The sequence below is a fragment of the Streptomyces telluris genome (assembly GCF_024519335.1).
Classification (GTDB): domain Bacteria; phylum Actinomycetota; class Actinomycetes; order Streptomycetales; family Streptomycetaceae; genus Streptomyces; species Streptomyces telluris.
Map to the genome: position 1 here is coordinate 56,586 of NZ_JANIID010000036.1, position 22,443 is coordinate 79,028.

Below are 22,443 nucleotides of genomic sequence, written 5' to 3' on the forward strand. Positions count from 1 at the left end.
GGTGGATAGGGGCCCCGCACGGGCGAGATGGCAGCCCCCGCCGCCCGCCCCGTAGAGTGGCGCCCACACCGTGGGCCGCAGCCCGGCGGCGTGATGTCCGGATACGAACCGGCCTGTCCCGAAGGGCAACCAAGCCCCGGTAGCGGGGAGACGGCTCACGAGGGGGAGCGCAGGGTGAGCACCGAGACGGACCCCGCACTCGCGCTGCCCGTCCGCCCCCTCCCGGCCTCCTCCTACTTCGCGCCCCAGCCGCCCCGGCCGCCTCAGCCGCCGCACGTGCCCCCGCCGGAGGGCGGCCGCGGCGCCCGCACCCTCACCGCCGCCGTCTGCCTCGTGCTCGGACTCGGGCTCATCGGCGGCGCCGCCGCCGGGAGTTGGCTCGCGGACGGCACCGGCGGCGGCACCGCGGCCGAACGCGCCTTCGCCCGCGGCGGCACGCTCTGGCGGACCGTCCCCGTCGACGAACTCTTCCCGCCCGTGCTGCGCGGCGACACCGCCGGTCCCGGCGGCGCCGCACGCGTGTGGACCCGGATCGGCGTCGCCCCCGACAGCGGGTGCGACGGGGCCTTCGACCCGCTCCTGGAGAAGGTGCTCGCCCCCGTCGGCTGCACGCGGCTGCTCCGTGCCACCTACACCGACGCCACCTCCAGCGCTGTCACCACCGTCGGACTGCTCGTCACCGCCGCCGACAGCCGGGGCATGCGCGAGTTGCGCCGCCGCTTCGCCGACGAACGGCTCGACGAGCGCACCGACCTGATGCCCCGCCCGTACGCGCCCCGCGGCACCGCCGCCGAACGCTTCGGCGCCGCGCAGCGCGCCAGCTGGGCCCTCAGCGTCCTCACCGACGCCCCCGCCGTCGTCTACGCCGTCACCGGCTTCGCCGACGGCCGCACCGGCACGCCCCCGCAGCCCGCCGCCCTCGCCACCCGCCCCGGCGCCACCACCGCCCCCGCCCAGGCCGGGCTGGGCCACGAGGCATCCGCCCTCGCCGGGCGCGTGGAGAGCGGCTTCCGGCAGGCCGTGCGCCGGACCGTCCAGGAGGACGCCCGGTGACCGCCGCCGCGCCCCGGGGCCGCCGGCCCCTGCTCACGTTCCTCCTCGCCACCACCCTCGCGGTGCTGCCGGCCGCCGGGACGGCGCACGCCGACTCCATACGCGTCCAGGAATGGGCGCTCGACGCCCTCCACACCGACGAGGCCTGGCAGACCACCAAGGGCGACGGCATCACCGTCGCCGTCCTCGACACCGGCGTCGACGACGGCCACCCCGACCTCGCCGGGCAGGTGCTGCCCGGCAAGGACCTCATCGGCTTCGGCGCCGGCCCCGGCGACCGCGCCTGGGCCCGGCACGGCACCGCCATGGCCGGGATCATCGCGGGGCGGGGGCACGGGGAGGACGGCGCCGACGGCGTCGTCGGCGTCGCCCCCGAGGCCAGGATCCTTCCCGTCCGGGTGATCCTGGAGGACGGCGACCCCTCCCGCGCCAAGGCCCGCAGCGGGCGCGGCAGCGCCCTGGCCGACGGCATCCGCTGGGCGGCCGACCACGGCGCCGACGTCATCAACCTCTCCCTCGGCGACGACAGCGACACCGCCCACCCCGAGCCGAAGGAGGACGCCGCCGTCCAGTACGCGCTCGGCAAGGGCGCCGTCGTCGTCGCCTCCGCAGGGAACGGCGGCGAACAGGGCGACCGCGTCTCCTACCCCGCCGCCTACCCCGGGGTGATCGCCGTGACGGCCGTCGACCGCTACGGCAGCCGCGCCGCGTTCTCCACGCGCCGCTGGTACGCGACCGTCAGCGCGCCCGGCGTCGACGTCGTCATCGCCGACCCCGACCGGCGCTACTACGAGGGCTGGGGCACGAGCGCGGCCGCCGCCTTCGTCTCCGGCGCCGTCGCCCTGGTCCGCTCCGCGCACCCCGGTCTGAGCCCCGCCCAGATCCGCAAGCTGCTCGTGGACACGGCCCGCGACACCCCGCCGGGCGGGCGCAGCGACGCGCTCGGCGCCGGGGTCGTCGACCCGGCCGCCGCGATCGCCCGCGGCGCGGCCCTCACCCCCGAGGGCCCGGGCCCCCGCGTCACCCGCGAGTACGGCAGCCGGTACTTCGGCGGGACCGACCCGGCCCGCCTGCCCCACGCCCCGGCGGCGCGCTCCCCGCAGTACACGGCCTGGGCGGCGGCCGCGACGGGAACGCTCCTGCTGGCCACGGCGGCCTGGACGTGGCGCCGCCCCCGGAGAACGGGCTGAGGAGCCCCCGGCCCCGCGGGCCCGGCCGTATCCATGGGCGGCCCCGAGCGGGAACCGGGCGCCCCATAGACTCTCGGGGTGGCGCTCAAGAACATTCCTGATCCCGGGTTCTCCGACGACGACGGTTCCGCCGACGCGGAGCTGACCGCCGCGCTGGCCGCGTGGGCGGGTGACCGCGGCGCCGAGCCGCGCGTGCTCGCCGCGCTGCGCGGTGCGCGCCTGCTCGTCCCCGTCGTGGCGGTTCTCGGCGAGGTCGAGACGGGGCCCGACGGGCTGAAGCGGGAGAAGACCAGCGACATGGCCGTGCCGACGCTGCAGGCGCCGGACGGCCGCAAGGCGCTGCCGGCCTTCACCTCCACCGAGTCGCTGGCCCGCTGGCGCCCGGACGCGCGGCCCGTGGCCGTACCCCTGCACCAGGCCCTGCAGGCGGCCGCGCACGAGAAGGCCGACACGATCGTCCTGGATATGGCCGGCCCGGTGCCGTACCAGCTGACGGGCCCGGCCCTGCTGGCCCTGGCCGAGGGCCGCGAGAGCACCGACCCCCTGGCGGACCCGGCGGTCGCGGAGGCGCTCCGCGCCGTCCTGACCGCCGAGCCGGCGGTGCGCCGCGCCCACCTGGCCCCCTCGCGGGACGCGGACGGCACCCTCGCGCTGGCCCTGGCCGACGACGCCGAGGTGTCCGCCGCGGTGCAGCGCGTGGCGGAGGCGCTGGCCTCCGACGAGGTCCTGCGCGCCCGGCTCGTCCGCGGCCTCGACCTGGCCCTGCTGCCTGCCGGCGCCTCCGTCCCCGGGGAGCCGCTCTTCACCCGCTAGCCGCGTTCCGGCCGACAGGCGCCCCGTCGTGGATCGACCGACAATGCGAAGAGGTCCACGAGATCCCTGGAGGGCGCCATGGACGTGAAGCTGGGGGCCGCAAGTCTCGACTCCGTGGAGACGAGAACCGTCGCCGCCGAGTTCCTCGGCACTCTGCTGCTGGTCTTCTTCGCCGTCGGCTCCGCGGTCCTCGCGGCCGACTACATCGGGGTCCTCGGCATCGCCCTGGCGTTCGGCTTCACCCTGCTGGCCCTCTGCTACGCACTGGGCCCGGTCTCGGGCTGCCACGTCAACCCGGCGGTGACGCTGGGCATGCTGCTGGAGGGCCGCATCGCCCCGCGCACGGCGATCGAGTACTGGGTGGCGCAGCTGCTCGGCGGCATCGTGGGCGCCGCGCTGCTGTTCCTGCTGGCCAAGCAGGTGCCGGGGCTGAAGACGCACGGCGCCTTCGGCAGCAACGGCTGGGGCAGCCGCTCGGCCGTGCACCTGAACACGGGCGGCGCGTTCCTCGCGGAGGTCGTCCTGACCTTCCTGCTGGTCTTCGTCGTGCTCTCGGTGACCCACAAGATCGCGCTGGTGGGCTTCGACGGCCTGCCCATCGGCCTGGCCCTCGCGGTGATCCACCTGGTGGGCATCCCGCTGACGGGCACCTCGGTGAACCCGGCGCGGAGCCTGGGCCCGGCGCTGTTCGCCGGCGGGGGCGCGCTCTCGCAGCTGTGGCTGTTCATCATCGCGCCGCTGATCGGCGGCGTGCTGGCGGCCGGCGCGCACCGGGTCACCCATCCGCCGATGGGCCCGGCCAACCTGGCCGACGACCTGGCGGTGCCGCACTACCCGAAGGGGCCGACGACGGCCGCGCACCCGACGGAGGAGCGCCCCGGGCCGCGGGAGGACCGCGACGACGGGGACGAGGGCGGGGAAGGCGGGGAACGCCCCGGCCGGCCGGGCCCGGCGGGCGCGGTCTGACCGGGGCGCGCAAACGCCGGAGCCGGGGGAGGCTCAGCCGAAGACGGGGCCCGTGTACTTCTCGCCGGGCCCCTGGCCGGGCTCGTCCGCCACGACGGACGCCTCGCGGAAGGCGAGCTGGAGGGACTTCAGGCCGTCGCGCAGCGGTCCGGCGTGGAAGTTGCTGATCTCGGTGGCGCTGGCGGTCACCAGCCCGGCGAGCGCGGTGATCAGCTTGCGGGCCTCGTCGAGGTCCTTGTGCTGGTCGCCCTCCTCGGCCAGGCCGAGGTTGACCGCCGCCGAGCTCATCAGGTGCACCGCGACCGTGGTGATCACCTCGACCGCGGGGACGTCCGCGATGTCACGGGTCATGGTGTCGAAGTCGGGGGCCGCAGCGGGCTCGGTGCCCTGGTTCTCCGGGGTGGCGGGGTTCGCGTCGCTCATGGCGGACACGATACGTGCCGGTGCCGAATCGGTTTGCCACGGGTTAGCACGCCTGCTCCACAGCTGCTAGAGTTATGGATCGACCGGCTGGACGCTTCCGTGTCCGGCCCACAAGTGGAGCTCCGTTCTCCCACCTCGCCCGGCCCCAGGCCGGCAGGTCTCCGGTCAGGCGGCGCCCATCGTTCCGTACGGACGATGGAGCTGCCCGATGCGCCCCGCGGCATGCCGTGGCGGTGTTCCGGTTTCATGGAGCCCCGCCTGTGTCCCGTCGGGGCATTTTTGTTGCACCGGCGCGGTTGGTCTTACGAAAAGACGTTACGTGGCTGCCCGCCAGGCCGCCGCGTGGTGCTACCGAGGAGGATCCATCAGCGCCGAGCCCCGCATCAACGACCGGATTCGAGTCCCCGAGGTGCGACTTGTCGGTCCCAGTGGCGAGCAGGTCGGCATCGTGCCGCTTGCCAAGGCACTGGAGCTTGCGCAGGAGTACGACCTCGACCTCGTCGAGGTGGCGGCGAACGCCCGTCCGCCGGTCTGCAAGCTCATGGACTACGGGAAGTTCAAGTACGAGTCGGCCATGAAGGCCCGTGAGGCGCGCAAGAACCAGGCGCACACGGTCATCAAGGAGATGAAGCTCCGGCCGAAGATCGACCCGCACGACTATGACACCAAGAAGGGTCACGTCGTCCGGTTCCTCAAGCAGGGCGACAAGGTCAAGATCACGATCATGTTCCGTGGTCGCGAGCAGTCCCGGCCGGAGCTCGGCTACCGACTGCTGCAGCGTCTCGCGGAAGACGTCCAGGACCTCGGTTTCGTCGAGTCGAACCCGAAGCAGGACGGCCGCAACATGATCATGGTCCTCGGTCCGCACAAGAAGAAGACCGAGGCGATGGCCGAAGCCCGCGAGGCGCAGGCCGCCCGCAAGGCGGAGCGCTCCGGCGCCTCGTCCGCGGACGCCGCCGAGGAGCCCGCAGAGGCGTGATCCGGGGGCGCCCCGCGCCCCGGATGACCCCCCGGGGCATCCGCCCCGGACACCACACCGAAACAGATGACACTCCCGTACGCCCTCATACGGCCGGGGAGTGCCACGACGAGGAGAGAACGGCGCTATGCCGAAGAACAAGACGCACAGCGGTGCCAAGAAGCGCTTCAAGGTCACCGGCTCCGGCAAGGTCCTGCGCGAGCGCGCCGGCAAGCGCCACCTGCTCGAGCACAAGTCGTCCCGCCTGACGCGTCGCCTCACCGGCAACGCCGAGATGGCCCCGGCCGACGCCAAGAAGATCAAGAAGCTTCTCGGCAAGTGACGTTCCGGCTTCGGCCGCACGTCCACACCGGGACCCAATCGATTTCGGGTCGTGTGAGAATCCACCACGGCCCCGCTACAAGGAGTTAACAAGTGGCACGCGTCAAGCGCGCAGTCAACGCGCACAAGAAGCGTCGGGCGATCCTCGAGGCGGCCAGCGGTTACCGCGGCCAGCGGTCGCGCCTGTACCGCAAGGCCAAGGAGCAGGTCACCCACTCCCTGGTCTACAACTACAACGACCGCAAGAAGCGCAAGGGCGACTTCCGTCAGCTGTGGATCCAGCGCATCAACGCCGCTGCCCGCCAGAACGGCATGACGTACAACCGCCTCATCCAGGGTCTGAAGGCCGCCAACATCGAGGTGGACCGCAAGATCCTCGCCGAGCTGGCCGTCAACGACATGAACGCGTTCGCCGCGCTCGTCGAGGTCGCCCAGAAGGCCCTGCCGGCCGACGTGAACGCCCCGAAGGCCGCTGCCTGAACCGGCGCCCCGAGGCTGTAGCGACGCGGACCCGCAGGCCCACGGCCTGCGGGTCCGTTCGCGTCCGGCCCCCGGCACCCGCCGTGACGGGCCCGGCCGGTCCCGTCACCCCACCGCACCGCGCACACCAGCAACCGAAAGTGAGCCCATGGCGGCCCCCGAGCTGACCTCCCTGCGATCTCCCCGTGTCGTCGCGGCCCGCCGACTGACCAAGCGCAGCTTCCGCGCCAAGGAGCGCCGCTTCCTGGCCGAGGGGCCGCAGTCCGTCCGCGAGGCCGTGGATCACCTGATCGAGGTCTATGTGACGCCGGACGCCGCCGAGCGCCACGCGGACATCGTCGCCGCCGCCCTCGCCGCCGGCGTGCCCGTGCTGACCGCGACGGACGAGGTCATCGCGGAGATGTCCGACACCGTCACCCCGCAGGGCATCGTCGGCCTCTGCCGCTTCCTGGACACGCCCTTCGAGGAGATCCTGGCCGGCCGGCCGCGGCTGGTCGCCGTCCTCGCCCACGTGCGCGACCCCGGCAACGCCGGTACGGTCCTGCGCTGCGCGGACGCCGCGGGCGCGGACGCCGTCGTGCTCACCGACGCCTCCGTGGACCTCTACAACCCCAAGGCCGTACGGGCCTCCGTCGGCTCCCTCTTCCACCTGCCGGTCGCCGTGGGCGTCCCCGTCGACCAGGTGGTCGGCGGTCTGCAGGGCGTCGGCGCCCGGATCCTCGCCGCCGACGGCGCGGGCGACCGCGACCTGGACGCCGAGCTGGACCGGGGCACCATGGGCGGTCCCACGGCCTGGGTCTTCGGCAACGAGGCCTGGGGCCTGCCCGAGGAGACCCGGGCGCTCGCCGACGCCGTGGTGCGCGTGCCGATCCACGGAAAGGCCGAGAGCCTGAACCTCGCGACCGCCGCCGCCGTGTGCCTCTACGCCTCCGCCCGTGCGCAGCGTGCACCCGGAGGGTGCCGCTCCGTGACCTTCAGCTAGTAGGGTTGCCCCCCGGGGGAGTCGGGAGGGGGTGCGGATGATGAACGTCAGGACTTCCGGAAGCGTGGCCGACGCCGCTCCGGCGGCGGCCCGTGCGCCGCACGGGTCCCTTGAGCCGGACGACCCCCTCGCGCAGGGGCTCACCGGCCTCGGCCTGCACCCCGACGACCTCCCGGACGGCCTCGTCGTCGCCGATGAGAACGGCCGCGTCACCTGCTTCAACGCCGCCGCCTCCCGCATCACCGCGGTCCGGCCCGACGAGGCGATCGGCCGCCCCCTGGAGAGCGCCCTGCCCCTGGAGGACCTGGACGGCCGCCGCTGGTGGCCGCTCACGGACCCCTACGGCGGGCTGGCCATCCGGGTGGGCCAGCCCGAGCGGAACCTCCTGCTCCCCGGCGGCCGCGAGGTCCTGGTCTCCGCGCGCTACGTCCGGGAGCGGCCCACCGGGCCCGTCCGCCGCCTGGTCGTCCAGCTGCGCGGCACCGACGCCCGCCGCCGCACCGAGCGCAGCCACGCCGAGCTGATCGCCACCGTCGCCCACGAGCTGCGCTCGCCGCTGACGTCCGTCAAGGGCTTCACGGCCACGCTGCTCGCCAAGTGGGAGCGGTTCACCGACGACCAGAAGCGGCTGATGCTGGAGACCGTCGACGCCGACGCGGACCGCGTCACCCGGCTGATCGCCGAGCTGCTCGACATCTCCCGGATCGACTCCGGCCGCCTGGAGCTGCGCCGCCAGCCCGTCGACGTCGTCGCCGCCGTCCGCCGCCACGTGCAGGCGTACACCACGGCGGGCCACCGCGCCGACCGCTTCGAGATCAAGGTCACCGATCCGCTGCCCGAGCTCTGGGCCGATCCCGACAAGGTCGACCAGGTCCTCGGCAACCTCCTGGAAAACGCGGTGCGCCACGGCGAGGGACGCGTCACGATAGAGGTGGCGCCGGCGCTGCTGAAGGCACGCGCGGAGGACACGGAGGGTACGGCGGTCACCGTGAGCGATGAGGGGCCCGGAATCCCGGAGGAGTCGATGAGCCGCGTCTTCACCCGCTTCTGGCGGGGCAGCAAGCGCGGCGGCACCGGCCTCGGCCTCTACATCGTCAAGGGCATCGTCGAGGCCCACGGCGGGACGATCACCGTGGAGCGAGCCGCCAGCGGTGGCGCCCGGTTCCGATTTACCCTGCCCGTGGGCGCCCCGGCCTTTCTCTCACAGGCCTGAGCGGGCGGCCCGCGGGCCCACCGACCCCCTTGCGCCCCTTAGACTCGACCTTTGGCACCTTTGGCACGTCCTTGGCACCCATCTGTCGGGCAAAGCCGCGCAGCGAAGCGAAGCCAGCCACACCGGAAGCACGGGAAGAGATGTCCGCACCCAATAAGTCGTATGACCCTGTCGAGGTCGAGGCACTGAAACCGGAAGAGATCGAGCGCATGCGGGACGAGGCGCTCGCCGCCGTCGCCGCGGCCGCCGACCTCGAAGCCCTGCGCGAGGTCAAGGCTGCGCACGCCGGCGACCGCTCGCCCCTCGCCCTCGCCAACCGCGAGATCGGCGCCCTGCCGCCGCACGCCAAGGCCGAGGCCGGCAAGCGCATGGGCATGGCCCGCGGTGCCGTGAACAAGGCTTTCGCCGCCCGCCAGGTCGAGCTGGAGGCGGAGCGCGACGCCCGCGTGCTGGTCGAGGAGGCGGTGGACGTCACCCTGCCCTACGACCGCACGCCGGCCGGCGCCCGCCACCCCATCACGACCCTCAGCGAGCGGATCGAGGACGTCTTCGTGGCCATGGGCTACGAGGTCGCCGAGGGCCCCGAGGTCGAGGCGGAGTGGTTCAACTTCGACGCGCTGAACATCGCGCAGGACCACCCGGCCCGCGCCATGCAGGACACGCTGTTCGTCCAGGCCCCGGGCAAGAAGGCCAAGGAGGCCGAGTCCGGCGTCGTGCTGCGCACCCACACCTCCCCGGTGCAGGTCCGCACGATGCTCGACCGCGAGCCGCCCGTCTACGTGATCTGCCCCGGCCGCGTCTACCGCATGGACGAGCTGGACGCGACGCACACGCCGGTCTTCACCCAGGTCGAGCTCCTCGCCATCGACGAGGGCCTGACCATGGCCGACCTCAAGGGCACCATCGAGCACATGGTGCGCTCGCTGTTCGGCGAGGGCCTGACCACGCGCCTGCGCCCGAACTACTTCCCCTTCACCGAGCCCTCCGCCGAGCTGGACATGCAGTGCTATGTCTGCCGCGGCGAGTCGGCCGGCAACCCCGAGCGCCCCTGCCGCACCTGCTCCAGCGAGGGCTGGATCGAGCTGGGCGGCTGCGGCATGGTCAACCCGCGCGTGCTGACCGCCGCGGGCATCGACCCGGAGAAGTACAGCGGCTTCGCCTTCGGGTTCGGCATCGAGCGACTGCTGATGTTCCGCCACAACGTCGAGGACATGCGAGACATGGTCGAGGGTGACGTGCGCTTCACCCGGCCGTTCGGGATGGAGATCTGATGCGCGCCCCGCTTTCCTGGCTGCGGGAATACGTCGACCTGCCGGCCGGTGAGACCGGTCGCGACGTGCAGGCCAAGCTGATCGCCGCGGGCCTTGAGGTCGAGCGCGTCGAGAGCCTCGGCGCCGGCCTGAAGGGCCCCCTGGTCGTCGGCAAGGTCCTGACCATCGAGGAGCTCGAGGGCTTCCGCAAGCCGATCCGCTTCTGCACCGTCGACGTCGGCACGGCCAACGGCACCGGTGAGCCGCAGGAGATCGTCTGCGGCGCCCGCAACTTCTCCGTCGGCGACAAGGTCGTCGTCGTGCTGCCCGGCGCCGTCCTGCCCGGCGACTTCGCCATCGCCGCCCGCAAGACCTACGGCAAGGTCTCGCACGGCATGATCTGCTCCGGCGAGGAGCTGGGCATGGGCGACGACGGCACGCACGGCATCATCGTGCTGCCGCAGGAGTACGAGCCCGGCACCGACGCCATCGAGCTGCTCCAGCTCGTCGACGAGGTGCTGGACATCGCGGTCACCCCCGACCGCGGCTACTGCCTGTCGATGCGCGGCATCGCCCGCGAGGCCGCCACCGCCTACGGCCTGCCGCTGCGCGACCCGGCCCTGCTGGACGTGCCCGCGCCCAACTCCTTCGGCTACCCCGTCAAGGTCGCCGACCCGGCCGGCTGCGACCGCTTCACGGCCCGCACGGTCACCGGTCTCGACCCCGAGGCCCGCTCCCCGATCTGGCTCCAGCGCCGCCTGCAGAAGGCCGGCATGCGCCCGATCTCCCTGGCCGTCGACGTCACCAACTACGTGATGCTGGAGCTCGGCCAGCCGCTGCACGCCTACGACCGCTCGCGCCTCGACGGCCCGATCGGCGTCCGGCGCGCCGAGCGCGGCGAGAAGCTGACCACCCTCGACGGCACCAAGCGCGTCCTGGACCCCGAGGACCTGGTCATCACCGACAACCGCGGCCCCATCGGGCTCGCGGGCGTCATGGGCGGCGCCGAGACCGAGATCGGCGACCACGCCGCCGGTTCGGGCACCACCGAGGTCGTCGTCGAGGCGGCGCACTTCGACCCCGTCGCCATCGCCCGCGCCGTCCGCCGCCACAAGCTGCCCTCCGAGGCGGCCAAGCGCTTCGAGCGCGGCGTCGACCCGCAGGCGGCCTCCGCGGCCGCCCAGCGCACCGTCGACCTGCTCGTGCTGCTCGCGGGCGGCACCGCCGAGGCCGGCGTGACCGAGTTCGCCGCCCCCAGCGGCCCGCGCACGATCGCCATGCGCGCCGACCACCCGGACAGCGTCGCCGGCGTGGAGTACGGCCGGGAGACCGTCGTCCGCCACCTCCAGGAGGTCGGCTGCGACGTCTACGGGCAGGACGAGCTGATCGTCACCGTCCCGAGCTGGCGCCCGGACCTCACCGACCCGAACGACCTCGCCGAAGAGGTCATCCGGCTCGAGGGCTACGAGAACCTGCCCGCCACCCTGCCGGCGCCCCCCGCCGGCCGCGGCCTGACCCACCGGCAGCGGCTGCACCGCCGCGTCGGCCGGGCGCTGGCCGGCGCGGGCTACGTCGAGGTGCTCAACTACCCCTTCGTCGGGGACTGGGCGCTCGACCACCTGGGCCTGGAGGCCGACGACCCGCGCCGCAGCACGGTGCGCCTGGTCAACCCGCTCTCCGAGGCCGAGCCGGCGCTGCGCACCACGATGCTGCCGGGCCTGTTCACGGCCCTGCGCCGCAACGACAGCCGTGGCGAGCACGACCTGGCCCTGTTCGAGACCGGTCTCGTCTTCCTGCCCACCGGCGAGGAGACCACCCCGGTCCGGCTGCCCGTCGACCGCCGTCCCACCGACGAGGAGATCGCCGGCCTGAACGCCGCGCTGCCCCGGCAGCCGCGCCGTGCGGCCGCCGTCCTCGCGGGGGCCCGTGAGCTCGACGGCTACTGGGGCAAGGGCCGTCCGGCCGGCTGGGCGGACGCCGTCGAGGCCGGCCGTACGGTCGCGCGCGAGGCGGGCGCCCCGCTGATCGTCCGTCAGGACCAGCGGGCGCCGTTCCACCCGGGCCGCTGCGCCGCGTTCTACGCCGTGGTCGAGGGCGCCGAGGTGTTCGCCGGCTCCGCCGGTGAGCTGCACCCGCGCGTCGTGAAGGCCTTCGGCCTGCCGGAGCGCACCTGCGCGATGGAGATCGACCTCGATGTCCTGCAGCAGGCCGGCGCCGGTGCCGTCGAGGCCCCGCACGTGTCCTCCTTCCCGGTGGCCACGCAGGACGTCGCGCTCGTCGTGGACGCCTCGGTGGCGGCCGCCGACGTCGAGGCCGCACTGCGGTCCGGCGCGGGCGAGCTGCTCGAGTCGCTGCGCCTGTTCGACGTCTTCGCCGGCGAGCAGATCGGCGCGGGCAAGAAGTCGCTCGCGTACGCGCTGCGCTTCCGCGCGGCCGACCGCACCCTGACGGCCGAGGAGGCGACCGGCGCGCGCGACGCCGCCGTGGCCGCGGCCGTCGAGCGCACGGGCGCGGTGCTGCGCGGCGCGTGACGCTGTGTGATGCGGCGTGACCGCCTGCGCGGTGGAGAGCCGCGGCTGAAAACAGCTGGAAGCAGCTGGGGGAGGCCGGGGAGAGCGCAGGCAATTGCGGCCTGAACGAGGGGCGCGTCCGGTGAACCGGACGCGCCCCTCTCGCGTTTCCTCACTCAGGAGTGTCTGAATATCGCTCAATAGGGTGGAATTGAAGGCCCAGGTCGTTACTTAGTGCTGATCGCTCGCGAGAATCGGGGGCGTCATTGCTGCTAGGGGGGCCAACGGCATGATTCGGACAAGAGCGGTGCGCCGGCCGCGGGGGGTGGTGTTCGCTCTCCCCGGGCTGTGGGTACTCGGAGTGGTCGCGTGGGAGCTCGTGAGCCCCCGCGGCGAGGGCGTGCACCTGCTCGCGGCCGTCGCCGTCGCCGCCACGGGATGCGCCGTCGCCGGCCGCCGGCGCCGGCTCCTGCGCGAGCTGGAGCGCGCCCGCGAGGTCGCCGCCACCGCCCAGCGCGTGCTGCTGCGGCCCCTGCCGCCCCGGCTCGACGGGATCACCCTCGCCGGCGGTCACCTGTCGGTCAGCGAGGGCGCCCTGGTCGGCGGCGATCTGTACGAGGCGCTGGCCACGCCGTACGGGGTGCGCATCGTCATGGGGGACGTGCGCGGCCACGGCCTGACGGCCATCGGCACCGTCGCCGCCGTCCTCGGCAGCTTCCGCGAAGCCGCCCACGACGAGCCCGCCCTGGCCGGTGTCCTGCGCCGCCTGGACCGCGCCCTGCAGCGCCACCTGTGCGAGCGCGCCCGCGCCGAGGCCCAGGCCAGGCCCGGGGCGGAGCAGGAGCGCGGGCTGGGCGAGGAGTTCGTGACCGTCCTGCTGCTGGAGATCCGCCCCGACGGCCTGGTCACCGCCGTCAACTGCGGCCACCCCTGGCCGTACCGCCTCTCCCGCACCGCCTGCGAGGGCCCCCGCGCCGCCGCGGTGGGGCGAGGCGATCCGCTGCCGCCGCTCGGGCTCTTCCCGCTGCCGCCCGAGCTGCCCGTCGCCCCCCTGACCCGGCTGCTGCCGGGGGACGCCCTGGTGCTCCACACGGACGGTGCGGAGGATGCGCGCGATGCGGACGGGGCCTTCTTCCCGCTCGCGGGCGTCCTCGGCGCCGTCGCCGACCGCGCGCCCGTCGTCCCCGCCGCGGTCATCGAGCACGTCCAGTCCGCGCTGCTGCGCCACACCGGCGGCCGGCTCTCCGACGACATCGCGCTGCTGGTGCTGAGCAACGACCGATGCCGTGCCCAGGAGCGCGAGCCCCGCCCCTGTCTGGCCCGGTCCGGACGCCCCCGCCGCTGACGCTCAGCCACGGCCGGTTCACACCCCGTGCGAAGGGATCTCCATTACGCTGGCCCCACCGAGCGCATGCGGAGGGCAGGATGGAGCCCAACACTCTCCTTGACGCCATCCTCGACGAAGCGGGCATATCCCACGCCGGCCTGGCCGCCCACGTCAACGCGGCAGGCCGGGCCCGGGGTCTGGCGCTGCGTTACGAACACACGGCCGTCGCCCGCTGGCTGAAGGGCCAGCGGCCCCGCGGCCAGGTGCCGGATCTGATCTGCGAAGTCCTCGGCGAACGGCTGCACCGCGCGCTGACCCTGGACGACATCGGCCTCGGCACCCCGGGCAGCCCGCGGCTGCCCAACACCCCGCTCTCCGGCTTCGTCGAACGGGCCACCGCCCTCTGGCGCTCCGACGAGCAGCAGCGCGAGCACGTCGTCACCGCCCCCGCCGTCACCGGGACCCCCGCCGTCATCCCGGTCTGGGAGTGGGAGAACCCGCCCGAGGACGCCGACGTCTCCCGGCGCGGCCTCACCCGCGTCTCCATGGACGACATCGAGATGCTGCGCGCGGCCCGCACCCACTACGAGCAGATGTACCGCAAGGCGGGCGGGATCGCGACGCGCGCCCGCGTCGTCGGCTTCCTCAACGCCGAGGCCGCCCCCCTGCTGCGCGGCAGCTACACCGACGAGACGGGCCGTCAGCTGCACCGGGCCACCGGCGGGCTGGTCGCCGTCGCCGGCATCTGCGCCTACGACTCCGACGCGCACGGCCTGGCCCAGCGCTACTTCCACCAGGCGCTGCGGCTGGCCAAGGCCAGCGGCGACCGGGGTCTCGGCGGCTACGTCATCGCCCTGCTCGTCAACCAGTCGCTGTTCATGCGCGAGTACCGGCAGGCCGTGGCGTTCGCCGAGTCCGCGCTGCGGGCCGCGGGCACGGAGCTGACCCCGGCCCTCGCGGCCGACCTCTACGCCATGCAGGCCAAGGCGTACGCCCGGCTCGGCGACGGGGCCGGCGCGCTCGCCTGCATCCGCCGCGCCGAGACCGCCGCCGAGCGCATCCGCCGTGGCCAGGAGCCCGCCGAGACCGGCTATGTACAGCCCGGTCTGGTGAACGTGCAGGTGGCGGAGGCGCTCCTGAGCCTCGGCGACCTCGGACCCGCCCGTGAGCACGCGGACCGGGCCGTCGACACCCCCGCCCACGACCGGGGACGTGTCCACCGGCTCGCCATGCTCACGCACATCGAGCTGCGTCAAGGAGACGCGGACAAGGCGGTGGCCACCGCACGGGAGATGACCGAGCAGGCGAGAGGCATGGAATCGCAGCGCTTACGGGACCGGCTCCGGGCGGTGCGCGAGCATCTGATCGAAAGCGGGTGTGCGGCCACTGCCGAGGCCGCCGAGATGATCGACGGGGCGTTGCGCGTGCCCCTGTGAGGACAGCGCCCGGGGAGGTGGCCACCTCGGCGGAAGGTGGCAACACGTGCGTTGGAAGAATCTCAGGGAGCGGACGGTCTATGCGAACCGCTGGTTCCGGGTCAATCTCGCAGACGTTCAACTCCCCGACGGCCGCCACCTCGACCACTTCCTCATCCGGCTGCGGCCCGTCGCCGTGGCCACGGTGGTCAACGAGGCCAATGAGGTCCTGCTGCTGTGGCGGCACCGCTTCATCACCGACAACTGGGGCTGGGAACTGGCCGCCGGCGTCGTCGAGGACGGCGAGGACCTCGCCGACGCGGCGGCCCGGGAGATGGAGGAGGAGACCGGCTGGCGGCCCGGCCCGCTGCGGCACCTGATGTCGGTCGAGCCGTCCAACGGCCTCACCGACGCCCGGCACCACATCTACTGGTCGGACGAGGCCGAGTACATCGGCGACCCGGAGGACGACTTCGAGTCCGACCGGCGCGAGTGGGTACCGCTGAAGCTGGTGCCCGACATGATCGGCCGCGGCGAGGTGCCGGCCGCCAACATGGCGGCGGCGCTCCTGCTGCTGCACCACATCCGGCTCGGCTAGCGGCCGTCCCCGCGAGCGGCGGCCGTGGCTCGCTCCGCGCTCACCGGCCGGTCGCCTGCCAGACGGCGAGTGCCAGGGCGGCGACACCGGTGAGCGCGGCCAGTGAGGGCAGGGGCCACCTGCCGTGCTCCAGGGCCCTGACCCGGTTCGCCATCTCGGTGATGTCGCGTTCCGACTGATCGCTGCGCTGGGTGAGGAGGGCGAGGTGGCCGTCGATGCGGACGACGCCGACATCGAGGCTACGACGGAGCTCCGCGAGCTCAGCCGTTCTGGTGGCCTGCTCGGGATGCATGGTCACTTTCCGTACCCCTTCCGGAATGACTCCTGTGTGTCCGACGAGCCGAGTCAACCGTGTCGGCGCGCGGAGCGGGAGCGTGTGCGGGGGGTATATGCGAGTCACCGCCGCACACCCCGTGCGAACACGGGTGTGCGGCGGTGCCGGCCGGTGACGTTCCGTGACGGGCGCCGGGGCGCTCGGTACGGGTGCACGGCTCAGTACGTGTAGAAGCCCGAGCCGGTCTTGCGGCCGAGGCGGCCCGCGTCGACCATGCGCTGGAGCAGCGGGGGAGCGGCGTACAGCGGCTCCTTGTACTCCTGGTACATGCTGTCGGCGACCGAGGCGACCGTGTCCAGGCCGATCAGGTCGGAGAGCTTGAGCGGGCCCATGGGGTGGGCGCAGCCGAGCTCCATGCCGTTGTCGATGTCCTCGCGGCTGGCGATGCCGGACTCGAACATCCGGATGGCCGAGAGCAGGTACGGGATCAGCAGGGCGTTGACGACGAAGCCGGAGCGGTCCTGGGCCCGGATGGCGTGCTTGCCCAGCACGTTGGCGACCAGCGCGTCGGCGCGCTTGATCGTTTCCTCGCTGGTGGTGAGCGCCGGGATGAGCTCGACGAGCTTCTGCACCGGGGCCGGGTTGAAGAAGTGGATGCCGATGACGCGGTCCGGCCGGGAGGTGGCCACGGCCAGCTTCACCAGCGGGATCGAGGAGGTGTTGGAGGCCAGGATCGCGTCGGGGCGGGTGACCACCTGGTCGAGGACCTGGAAGATCTCGGTCTTGACCTGCTCGTTCTCGACGACGGCCTCGATGACCAGGTCGCGGTCGGCGAACTCGCCGAGGTCGGTGGTGAAGCTCAGCCGGGCGAGCGTCGCGTCGCGCTCCTCCTCGGAGATCTTGCCGCGCTCGGCGGCCTTGCCGAGGGAGTTGGTCAGGCGGGTGCGGCCGATCTCCAGGGCCTCCCCGGTGGTCTCGGCGACCATGACGTCCAGGCCGGCCCGGGCACAGACCTCCGCGATCCCCGCGCCCATCTGGCCGCAGCCCACCACCCCGACACGCGCTACGTCTGCCACAGTGTCCGTCACATCGTGCCTTTCGCTGTTCTCGGTCGTCCGGCGGGCCGCGTCTCGCCGCGGTGCCCGCCTCGTTCCAGACGTTACTCCGCGCCGTGCGGTCCTGATGGGGCTGGGGCGGGCATGCTGGCCTCGAACGGTGTGACCGATCCGACGAGACGGCGAAGAGAGGTCCCGCATATGGGGCGTATGACCCGAAGAGGGTTCACCGTGACCGCCGCAGGGATGATGTCCGCCATGCTGGCGTCCGGCGAGGCGGGAGCGGCCGCGGCACGGTCGTGGCCCGCTCCGCGGACGACGGGGGCGGGCGCCCCGGGCGAGCGCCGGCGGAAGCGCGAGTTCCGGGGAATGTGGATCGCCACCGTCGTCAACGTCGACTGGCCGTCCAGGCCGGGCCTGGCGCCCGACCGGCAGCGCGAGGAGCTGATCACCCTCCTCGACACGGCCGTCGACCGCCGCCTCAACGCGGTCATGCTGCAGATCCGGCCGACCGCGGACGCCTTCTGGCCCTCCCCGTTCGAACCCTGGTCGGAGTACCTGACGGGGACTCAGGGCCGCTATCCGGGCTGGGACCCGCTGTCCTTCGCCGTGCGCGAGGCCCACCGGCGCAGGATCGAACTGCACGGCTGGTTCAACCCCTACCGCATCGCCAACCACCGCGACCCCGGCCGGCTCGTCGCCACCCACCCCGCGCGCATCCACCCCGAGTGGGTCGTGCCCTACGGCGGCAAGCTCTACTACAACCCGGGCCTGCCCGAGGTGCGCCGCTTCGTCCAGGACGCCATGCTCGACGCCGTCTCCCGCTACGACCTGGACGGCGTGCACTTCGACGACTACTTCTACCCGTACCCGGTGGCCGGCCAGCGCTTCGACGACGACACCGCGTACGCCCGCTACGGCTCCGGCTTCCCGGACCGGGCCGCCTGGCGGCGCGACAACATCGACCTGCTGGTGCGGGAGATGGGGCAGCGCATCAAGCGGCGCAAGCGGCACGTGCAGTTCGGGATCAGCCCGTTCGCGGTCTGGCGCAACCGCTCGGCCGACCCGCTCGGTTCGGACACCCGCGCGGGCGTGCAGACCTACGACGACCTCGGCGCGGACACGCGCAAGTGGGTCCTGGAGGAGTGGATCGACTACATCGTGCCGCAGGTGTACTGGCACATCGGCTTCGCCGCCGCGGACTATGCGAAGCTCGTGCCGTGGTGGGCGGAGACCGTCCGGGACACGGACGTGCAGCTGTACGTCGGCGAGGCGCTGTACCGGGCGGGCGACCCCGGGCAGCCCGCGCCCTGGCAGGACCCGGCCGAGCTCTCGCGCCACCTCACGCTGTGCCGGGAGTACCCGGAGGTGCTCGGGAACGTCTACTTCTCCGCCAAGCAGGTGGTCGCGGACCCGATAGGGGCGATGGCCCGGGTGGTCAAGGACCACTACCCGGCACGGGTGCGCCCGCCGCACTGACCGCGGGCGTTGTCACGGGTGCCTCCGGTGCCCGGCAAGCTGCTTCCGCCGCGACGGTGAGCAGCCGCGGACGAGGCATTCGGCGGTGCCGGACGACCTGAGGCGAGTACGGCACCGCCGGATCCCGCCGCGGAGGCCGAGCGCCGTCGCGGCGGGACAGAGCGTGCAGGCTGCCCCTTGCCGTGACCGGCCCGGCGGGGGGAGACCTGATCGGCTAACCCTGGCCGGAGGCCTTGCGGTGGTCGACCACCGAGTCGGGGCCCGGCGACATGATCGTCTCGTGGCCGTTCTCGGCGCGGACCCGGTACGGCGGCGTGCCGTTGGGCCCCAGCACCTCGACGATCTCCACGACGTGATCCTGCTTGCCGACCGTCCGCCCGTGGACCACCAGGTGGTCACCCTTGCTCGCATGCATCGACGGTGCCCCTTCTGTTCGAGTTCCGTTCGGGGTTCGAGGTGTGTGCCGGGACGCTCCCAAGTCTACGGTGACCGGCGGTATATGGCCCGCCCCTCGGCCAGGTGGAGCAACGCGCGCCCGGTCAGCCGCGCGCCCGCTGCGTCACCCCGATGCACACCAGCACCGCCACGGCCGCCACCGGTGCGGCCGGGGTCAGCCGCTCGCCGAGCAGCAGCACCGACCAGACCAGGGTGAGCAGCGGCTGCGCCAGCTGCAGCTGGCTGGCCCGGGCGACACCGATCGCGCTCATACCGCGGTACCACACCCACATGCCCAGGAACTGCGATCCCGCGGCCAGCCACAGCAGCCCCGCGACCGTGTGGCCCGTGAGCCGCCCGGGCTCGACCGACAGCGCCACCGCGGTCCCCGCGGCCGCCACCGGCAGGCACAGCACCAGCGCCCAGCCGATGACCTGCCAGCCCGGCATCTCGCGCGCGAGCCGCCCGCCCTCCGCGTAGCCCGCGGCGCAGACCAGCAGGGCGGCGAACAGGTACAGGTCGCCGGCCGTGGGGCTGCCCCCGCTCTGCTGCACGGCGAAGGCGATCACCACGGCCGCGCCCGTGACCGCCGCGCCCCAGAACGTGCGCGAGTGCCGGGTCCGGTTGCGTACGGCCGAGTAGGCGGCGGTCGTCAGCGGCAGCAGGCCCACGACGACCGCGGCGTGCGAGGTCGAGGAGGTCTGCAGGGCGAGTGTGGTCAGCAGGGGGAAGCCGACGACCGTGCCGCCGGCCACCGCGCACAGGGCGGGCCAGTGGCGCCGCGCGGGCACCCGGACGCGCAGCGCCAGCATGCAGCCGGCGGCGATCAGGCCCGCCAGCAGCATCCGGCAGGCGGTCACGGACCACGGGCCGAGCCCTTCCAGGGCCCAGGCCGTCGCGGGGAACGTCAGCGAGAAGGTCGCCACGCCCAGGGCGGCGAGGAGGACGCCGCTGCCCGTACGAGGGGCCGCGGCTTCCGCGGGGTCCGCCGCGGCGGACCGCCCGGAGCTCTGCACTGCTACCGTCGTCGGTCCGATAGCGCTATCTTTCACTCTCATGCATGAGCGTAACAGCGTCGCTGAACTGGCAGAAGCCCTGAAAAGAGAGCTCAACCGCTACTCTCCGGGTGAGAAGCTGCCGTCCAGCAGGGCCCTCGTCGAACGCTTCCGGGTCAGCCCCGTCACCGTCTCGCGGGCGATCGCCGCCCTCGCCGCGGAAGGCCTCGTGACCACCCGGCCCGGCGCCGGCGCGTTCCGTACGGCCCCGCACGGCGCGCCCGTACGCCTCGGCGACACCTCCTGGCAGCAGGTCGCCCTCAGCGTGGAGAGCGCTGCGGAGGTCGTCCCCCGCTCCGTCGACGCCTCCGGCGTGCTCACCACGCTCGCCGAGCCCCCGCCCGGCGTCATCGAGCTCAGCGGCGGCTACCTCCACCCCGCCCTGCAGCCCGAGCGCGCCCTCGCTGCGGCCCTCGGCCGGGCCGGGCGCCGCCCCGGGGCATGGGGCCGCCCGCCGATCGAGGGCGTGACGGAGCTGCGCGCCTGGTTCGCCCGCGAGATCGGCGGCCCGGCGGGCACCGTCGCCGCCTCCGAAGTGCTGATCACCGCCGGCGGGCAGAGCGCCCTGACCGCGGCCCTGCGGGCCCTCGCCCCGCCCGGCGCGCCCGTCCTCGTCGAATCCCCGACCTACCCCGGCATGCTCGCCGCCGCGCGCGCCTCCGGGCTGCGGCCCGTCCCCGTGCCCACCGACGCCCGCGGCGTGCGCACCGACCTGCTCGCGGAGGCGTTCCGCACGAGCGGTGCCCGCGTCTTCGTCTGCCAGCCGCTGTTCCAGAACCCGACCGGCGCCGTCCTGGCCGACCGGCGGCCCGAGGTGATCCGGGTGGCCCGCGAGGCCGGAGCCTTCGTCATCGAGGACGACTTCGCGCGCCGCCTCGCCCACGAGGACGCGCCGCCGCTGCCGCCCACCCTCGCCGCGGACGACCCCGACGGCATCGTCGTCCACGTCTGCTCCCTCACCAAGGCCACCTCGCCGAGCCTGCGCGTGGGGGCCCTCGCCGCCCGCGGGCCCGTCCTCGAACGCCTGCGGGCCGTCCAGGTCGTGGACAGCTTCTTCGTGCCGCGCCCGCTGCAGGAGGCCGCCCTCGAACTCGTCGGCTCGCCCGCCTGGACCCGGCACCGGCGCACGACCGCCGCCGAGCTGCGCGTGCGGCGCGAGGCGCTGCTCACCGCCCTGCACCGGGAACTGCCCGCCGTCTCCGTCGACTTCGTCCCGCCCGGGGGCTTCCACGTGTGGGCCCGGCTGCCGGACGGCACCGACGACGCCGCGCTGTCCGCGGCCGCGCTGCGCGCAGGCGTCGCCGTGGCGTCGGGCGGTCCTTACCACCCCGCGGAGTCCGTGGCCCCGCACCTGCGGCTGAGCTTCGCGGCGGTCGCCGGGACGGCCGAGCTGGCGGAGGGCGTGAGCAGGCTGCGGACGGCGTTCGAGACCGCATGCCCCGGAGGATGACGCCTCCGTGCCCCGGCGAGTCGTCGTGATCCGCCGGACAGGCCCTACAGTCGGAGCATGGCTTCAGTAGTTGCTTCAGGCGAGGGCGCCGCGCCGGTCCGGGTCGACAGCTGGATCTGGTCCGTGCGGCTCACGAAGACGCGCTCCGCGGCGGGTGCCGCCTGCCGCGCGGGCCACGTCCGCGTCAACGGCGAGCGCGCCAAGCCCGCCCAGACGGTGCGCCCCGGCGACGAGGTGCGGGTGCGCCTCGACGGGCGGGAGCGCATCGTCGTCGTGTCGCGGCTCATCAGCAAGCGGGTCGGCGCGCCCGTCGCCGCCGAGTGCTACGTGGACAACACCCCGCCCGAGCCGCCGCGCGAGCACGTGGCCGCGACGGCCGTCCGCGACCGCGGCACGGGCCGCCCCACCAAGCGCGACCGCCGCGAACTGGAACGCCTGCAGGGCGCCCAGCGGGGCCGCTGACGAAAAGGGTGGCGGACCGGCCCCCACGGGCCGGTCCGCCACCCTTTCGCCGTCGTCAGTACCCGACCGTGAACCGCGTCCGGTGGTGCACCGGCTTCTCGGCCTCGTCGAGGAGGGCCACGGAGAGGTCCTCCATGGAGATCGCCGAGTTGCCCTCGGCGTCCACGATGAGCTCGTCCTTCCCCAGGCGGTAGCGGCCGGTGCGCTCGCCCGGCTCCAGGACGGCGGCCGGGCTCAGGTAGGCCCAGTCCACGCCGTGCTCGGCGGCGCGGCAGGCGGCCAGCTGGTCGTTGCAGGCCAGGGCTATGGGCCGCCAGTCGGCGGGGAAGCCGGGCCCGTCGATGACGGTCGTGCCGTCGGTGCCGGGGAGGGTCAGGCTGCCGGCGCCGCCGACGAGCAGCAGCCGGACGCCGGTCCCGGAGAGCCCGGCCAGCAGCCCCTGGGTGACGGCGAGGAGCTGGTGCTCGCTGCCGGGCGCGGGGCGGGTCGCGGTGATCACGAGGTCCTGCCCGGCGCTGAGCCGTGCGACGTCCGCGGGGTCCGAGGCGTCGCCGGTGCGGGCGGTGGCGCCCGCCGGCAGCTCGCCGAAGCGGGCGGAGTTCCGTACGACGGCGGTGACTTCGTGGCCGCGGGACAGGGCCTCGGTCACGACGCGGCTGCCCACGTTGCCGGCTGCTCCGAAGACGGTGATGCGCATAGCTGTCAGCTCCTTG

At 73.9% G+C, this 22,443-nt stretch carries 23 protein-coding genes; 17 read left to right on the forward strand and 6 right to left on the reverse strand.

The genetic code is table 11. From position 1 onward, the window contains the following. Positions 1-174 precede the first annotated feature (174 nt). From NQU55_RS30060 to NQU55_RS30075, 4 genes are all read left to right on the forward strand, one after another. Positions 175-1,053 (forward strand): hypothetical protein, encoded by an 879-nt coding sequence (locus tag NQU55_RS30060; RefSeq protein ID WP_372504846.1) that lies wholly within the window; start codon positions 175-177, stop codon positions 1,051-1,053. Next, positions 1,050-2,243, forward strand: a complete 1,194-nt coding sequence (gene mycP / locus NQU55_RS30065; RefSeq protein WP_168091971.1) for a type VII secretion-associated serine protease mycosin — start codon at positions 1,050-1,052, stop codon at positions 2,241-2,243. The genes NQU55_RS30060 and mycP overlap by 4 nt, the downstream gene beginning before the upstream one ends. Before the next feature lie 78 nt (positions 2,244-2,321). Continuing rightward, on the forward strand, positions 2,322-3,056 hold the full coding sequence (locus tag NQU55_RS30070; protein ID WP_168091970.1) for an SseB family protein: 735 nt from the start codon (positions 2,322-2,324) through the stop codon (positions 3,054-3,056). 114 nt (positions 3,057-3,170) lie between these two features. Beyond that, positions 3,171-4,022 (forward strand): MIP family channel protein, encoded by an 852-nt coding sequence (locus NQU55_RS30075; protein ID WP_256791525.1) that lies wholly within the window; start codon positions 3,171-3,173, stop codon positions 4,020-4,022. A 33-nt stretch (positions 4,023-4,055) separates the two neighbouring features. Here NQU55_RS30075 and NQU55_RS30080 read toward each other — a convergent pair whose 3' ends face one another. Continuing rightward, on the reverse strand, positions 4,056-4,445 hold the full coding sequence (locus NQU55_RS30080) for a DUF1844 domain-containing protein (protein WP_168091968.1): 390 nt from the start codon (positions 4,443-4,445) through the stop codon (positions 4,056-4,058). Between the two features lie 319 nt (positions 4,446-4,764). On the opposite strand from NQU55_RS30080, the gene infC reads away from it, so the two are divergent. The 10 genes from infC (at position 4,765) to NQU55_RS30130 (ending at position 15,520) form a co-directional block, all read left to right on the forward strand. Beyond that, complete coding sequence (gene infC / locus NQU55_RS30085) at positions 4,765-5,424, forward strand: translation initiation factor IF-3 (protein ID WP_106675931.1); 660 nt, start codon at positions 4,765-4,767, stop codon at positions 5,422-5,424. Between the two features lie 127 nt (positions 5,425-5,551). Continuing rightward, positions 5,552-5,746 (forward strand): 50S ribosomal protein L35, encoded by a 195-nt coding sequence (gene rpmI / locus NQU55_RS30090; protein ID WP_030369870.1) that lies wholly within the window; start codon positions 5,552-5,554, stop codon positions 5,744-5,746. 92 nt (positions 5,747-5,838) lie between these two features. Further along, a complete protein-coding gene (gene rplT, locus NQU55_RS30095; protein ID WP_071964710.1) occupies positions 5,839-6,225 on the forward strand; it encodes a 50S ribosomal protein L20 in 387 nt (128 codons plus the stop codon). A 148-nt stretch (positions 6,226-6,373) separates the two neighbouring features. Continuing rightward, positions 6,374-7,207 carry a TrmH family RNA methyltransferase gene (locus NQU55_RS30100; protein WP_168095973.1) on the forward strand — a complete coding sequence of 278 codons (834 nt, stop codon included), beginning with the start codon at positions 6,374-6,376 and terminating at the stop codon, positions 7,205-7,207. Between the two features lie 40 nt (positions 7,208-7,247). Further along, positions 7,248-8,420, forward strand: a complete 1,173-nt coding sequence (locus NQU55_RS30105) for a sensor histidine kinase (RefSeq protein ID WP_168095972.1) — start codon at positions 7,248-7,250, stop codon at positions 8,418-8,420. A 140-nt stretch (positions 8,421-8,560) separates the two neighbouring features. Beyond that, positions 8,561-9,691 carry a phenylalanine--tRNA ligase subunit alpha gene (gene pheS, locus NQU55_RS30110; protein ID WP_168095971.1) on the forward strand — a complete coding sequence of 377 codons (1,131 nt, stop codon included), beginning with the start codon at positions 8,561-8,563 and terminating at the stop codon, positions 9,689-9,691. After that, a complete protein-coding gene (gene pheT / locus NQU55_RS30115) occupies positions 9,691-12,201 on the forward strand; it encodes a phenylalanine--tRNA ligase subunit beta (protein WP_256791517.1) in 2,511 nt (836 codons plus the stop codon). Before pheS ends, pheT begins: the two co-directional genes overlap by 1 nt. A gap of 268 nt (positions 12,202-12,469) precedes the next feature. After that, positions 12,470-13,525: a PP2C family protein-serine/threonine phosphatase gene (locus tag NQU55_RS30120; RefSeq protein ID WP_168096212.1), complete on the forward strand. Its 1,056-nt coding sequence runs from the start codon at positions 12,470-12,472 to the stop codon at positions 13,523-13,525. 80 nt (positions 13,526-13,605) lie between these two features. Next, positions 13,606-14,943 (forward strand): tetratricopeptide repeat protein, encoded by a 1,338-nt coding sequence (locus NQU55_RS30125; protein ID WP_058045201.1) that lies wholly within the window; start codon positions 13,606-13,608, stop codon positions 14,941-14,943. A 46-nt stretch (positions 14,944-14,989) separates the two neighbouring features. Next, positions 14,990-15,520 carry an NUDIX hydrolase gene (locus tag NQU55_RS30130; RefSeq protein WP_256791518.1) on the forward strand — a complete coding sequence of 177 codons (531 nt, stop codon included), beginning with the start codon at positions 14,990-14,992 and terminating at the stop codon, positions 15,518-15,520. Between the two features lie 40 nt (positions 15,521-15,560). Here the strand turns inward: NQU55_RS30130 and NQU55_RS30135 are convergent, their stop codons facing one another. Next, positions 15,561-15,818, reverse strand: coding sequence for a hypothetical protein (locus tag NQU55_RS30135; RefSeq protein ID WP_372504847.1), 258 nt, complete (start codon positions 15,816-15,818; stop codon positions 15,561-15,563). Positions 15,819-16,012: 194 nt separating this feature from the next. Further along, positions 16,013-16,870, reverse strand: coding sequence for a 3-hydroxybutyryl-CoA dehydrogenase (locus NQU55_RS30140; RefSeq protein ID WP_168096521.1), 858 nt, complete (start codon positions 16,868-16,870; stop codon positions 16,013-16,015). Between the two features lie 180 nt (positions 16,871-17,050). Between NQU55_RS30140 and NQU55_RS30145 the strand changes: the two genes are divergently transcribed. Further along, the gene (locus tag NQU55_RS30145) at positions 17,051-18,328 is read left to right on the forward strand and encodes a glycoside hydrolase family 10-like protein (RefSeq protein ID WP_256791519.1); all 1,278 of its coding nucleotides are present in this window, start codon (positions 17,051-17,053) and stop codon (positions 18,326-18,328) included. Positions 18,329-18,542: 214 nt separating this feature from the next. Here the strand turns inward: NQU55_RS30145 and NQU55_RS30150 are convergent, their stop codons facing one another. Continuing rightward, positions 18,543-18,743 carry a DUF1918 domain-containing protein gene (locus NQU55_RS30150; protein WP_168096080.1) on the reverse strand — a complete coding sequence of 67 codons (201 nt, stop codon included), beginning with the start codon at positions 18,741-18,743 and terminating at the stop codon, positions 18,543-18,545. A 124-nt stretch (positions 18,744-18,867) separates the two neighbouring features. Continuing rightward, the gene (locus tag NQU55_RS30155) at positions 18,868-19,821 is read right to left on the reverse strand and encodes a DMT family transporter (protein WP_168096079.1); all 954 of its coding nucleotides are present in this window, start codon (positions 19,819-19,821) and stop codon (positions 18,868-18,870) included. Here NQU55_RS30155 and NQU55_RS30160 point away from each other — a divergent pair. Together NQU55_RS30160 and NQU55_RS30165 are read left to right on the forward strand one after the other, a co-directional pair. Then, positions 19,820-21,268, forward strand: coding sequence for an aminotransferase-like domain-containing protein (locus NQU55_RS30160; RefSeq protein WP_168096078.1), 1,449 nt, complete (start codon positions 19,820-19,822; stop codon positions 21,266-21,268). The genes NQU55_RS30155 and NQU55_RS30160 overlap by 2 nt on opposite strands. A gap of 57 nt (positions 21,269-21,325) precedes the next feature. Continuing rightward, positions 21,326-21,730: an RNA-binding S4 domain-containing protein gene (locus NQU55_RS30165; protein ID WP_168096077.1), complete on the forward strand. Its 405-nt coding sequence runs from the start codon at positions 21,326-21,328 to the stop codon at positions 21,728-21,730. Positions 21,731-21,785: 55 nt separating this feature from the next. Here the strand turns inward: NQU55_RS30165 and NQU55_RS30170 are convergent, their stop codons facing one another. Then, the gene (locus NQU55_RS30170) at positions 21,786-22,427 is read right to left on the reverse strand and encodes an NAD(P)-dependent oxidoreductase (protein WP_168096076.1); all 642 of its coding nucleotides are present in this window, start codon (positions 22,425-22,427) and stop codon (positions 21,786-21,788) included. Positions 22,428-22,443: the final 16 nt, after the last annotated feature.

Bases quoted from the DNA above. Each gene is read 5' to 3' on its own strand.
- NQU55_RS30080 (WP_168091968.1), bottom strand. From the start codon at position 4,445: ATGAGCGACGCGAACCCCGCCACCCCGGAGAACCAGGGCACCGAGCCC.
- NQU55_RS30170 (WP_168096076.1), bottom strand. From the start codon at position 22,427: ATGCGCATCACCGTCTTCGGAGCAGCCGGCAACGTGGGCAGCCGCGTC.
- NQU55_RS30155 (WP_168096079.1), bottom strand. From the start codon at position 19,821: ATGAGAGTGAAAGATAGCGCTATCGGACCGACGACGGTAGCAGTGCAG.
- NQU55_RS30145 (WP_256791519.1), top strand. From the start codon at position 17,051: ATGGGGCGTATGACCCGAAGAGGGTTCACCGTGACCGCCGCAGGGATG.
- NQU55_RS30105 (WP_168095972.1), top strand. From the start codon at position 7,248: ATGAACGTCAGGACTTCCGGAAGCGTGGCCGACGCCGCTCCGGCGGCG.
- pheS (WP_168095971.1), top strand. From the start codon at position 8,561: ATGTCCGCACCCAATAAGTCGTATGACCCTGTCGAGGTCGAGGCACTG.
- NQU55_RS30120 (WP_168096212.1), top strand. From the start codon at position 12,470: ATGATTCGGACAAGAGCGGTGCGCCGGCCGCGGGGGGTGGTGTTCGCT.
- NQU55_RS30160 (WP_168096078.1), top strand. From the start codon at position 19,820: ATGCATGAGCGTAACAGCGTCGCTGAACTGGCAGAAGCCCTGAAAAGA.
- NQU55_RS30100 (WP_168095973.1), top strand. From the start codon at position 6,374: ATGGCGGCCCCCGAGCTGACCTCCCTGCGATCTCCCCGTGTCGTCGCG.
- pheT (WP_256791517.1), top strand. From the start codon at position 9,691: ATGCGCGCCCCGCTTTCCTGGCTGCGGGAATACGTCGACCTGCCGGCC.
- NQU55_RS30150 (WP_168096080.1), bottom strand. From the start codon at position 18,743: ATGCATGCGAGCAAGGGTGACCACCTGGTGGTCCACGGGCGGACGGTC.
- rpmI (WP_030369870.1), top strand. From the start codon at position 5,552: ATGCCGAAGAACAAGACGCACAGCGGTGCCAAGAAGCGCTTCAAGGTC.
- NQU55_RS30125 (WP_058045201.1), top strand. From the start codon at position 13,606: ATGGAGCCCAACACTCTCCTTGACGCCATCCTCGACGAAGCGGGCATA.
- NQU55_RS30165 (WP_168096077.1), top strand. From the start codon at position 21,326: ATGGCTTCAGTAGTTGCTTCAGGCGAGGGCGCCGCGCCGGTCCGGGTC.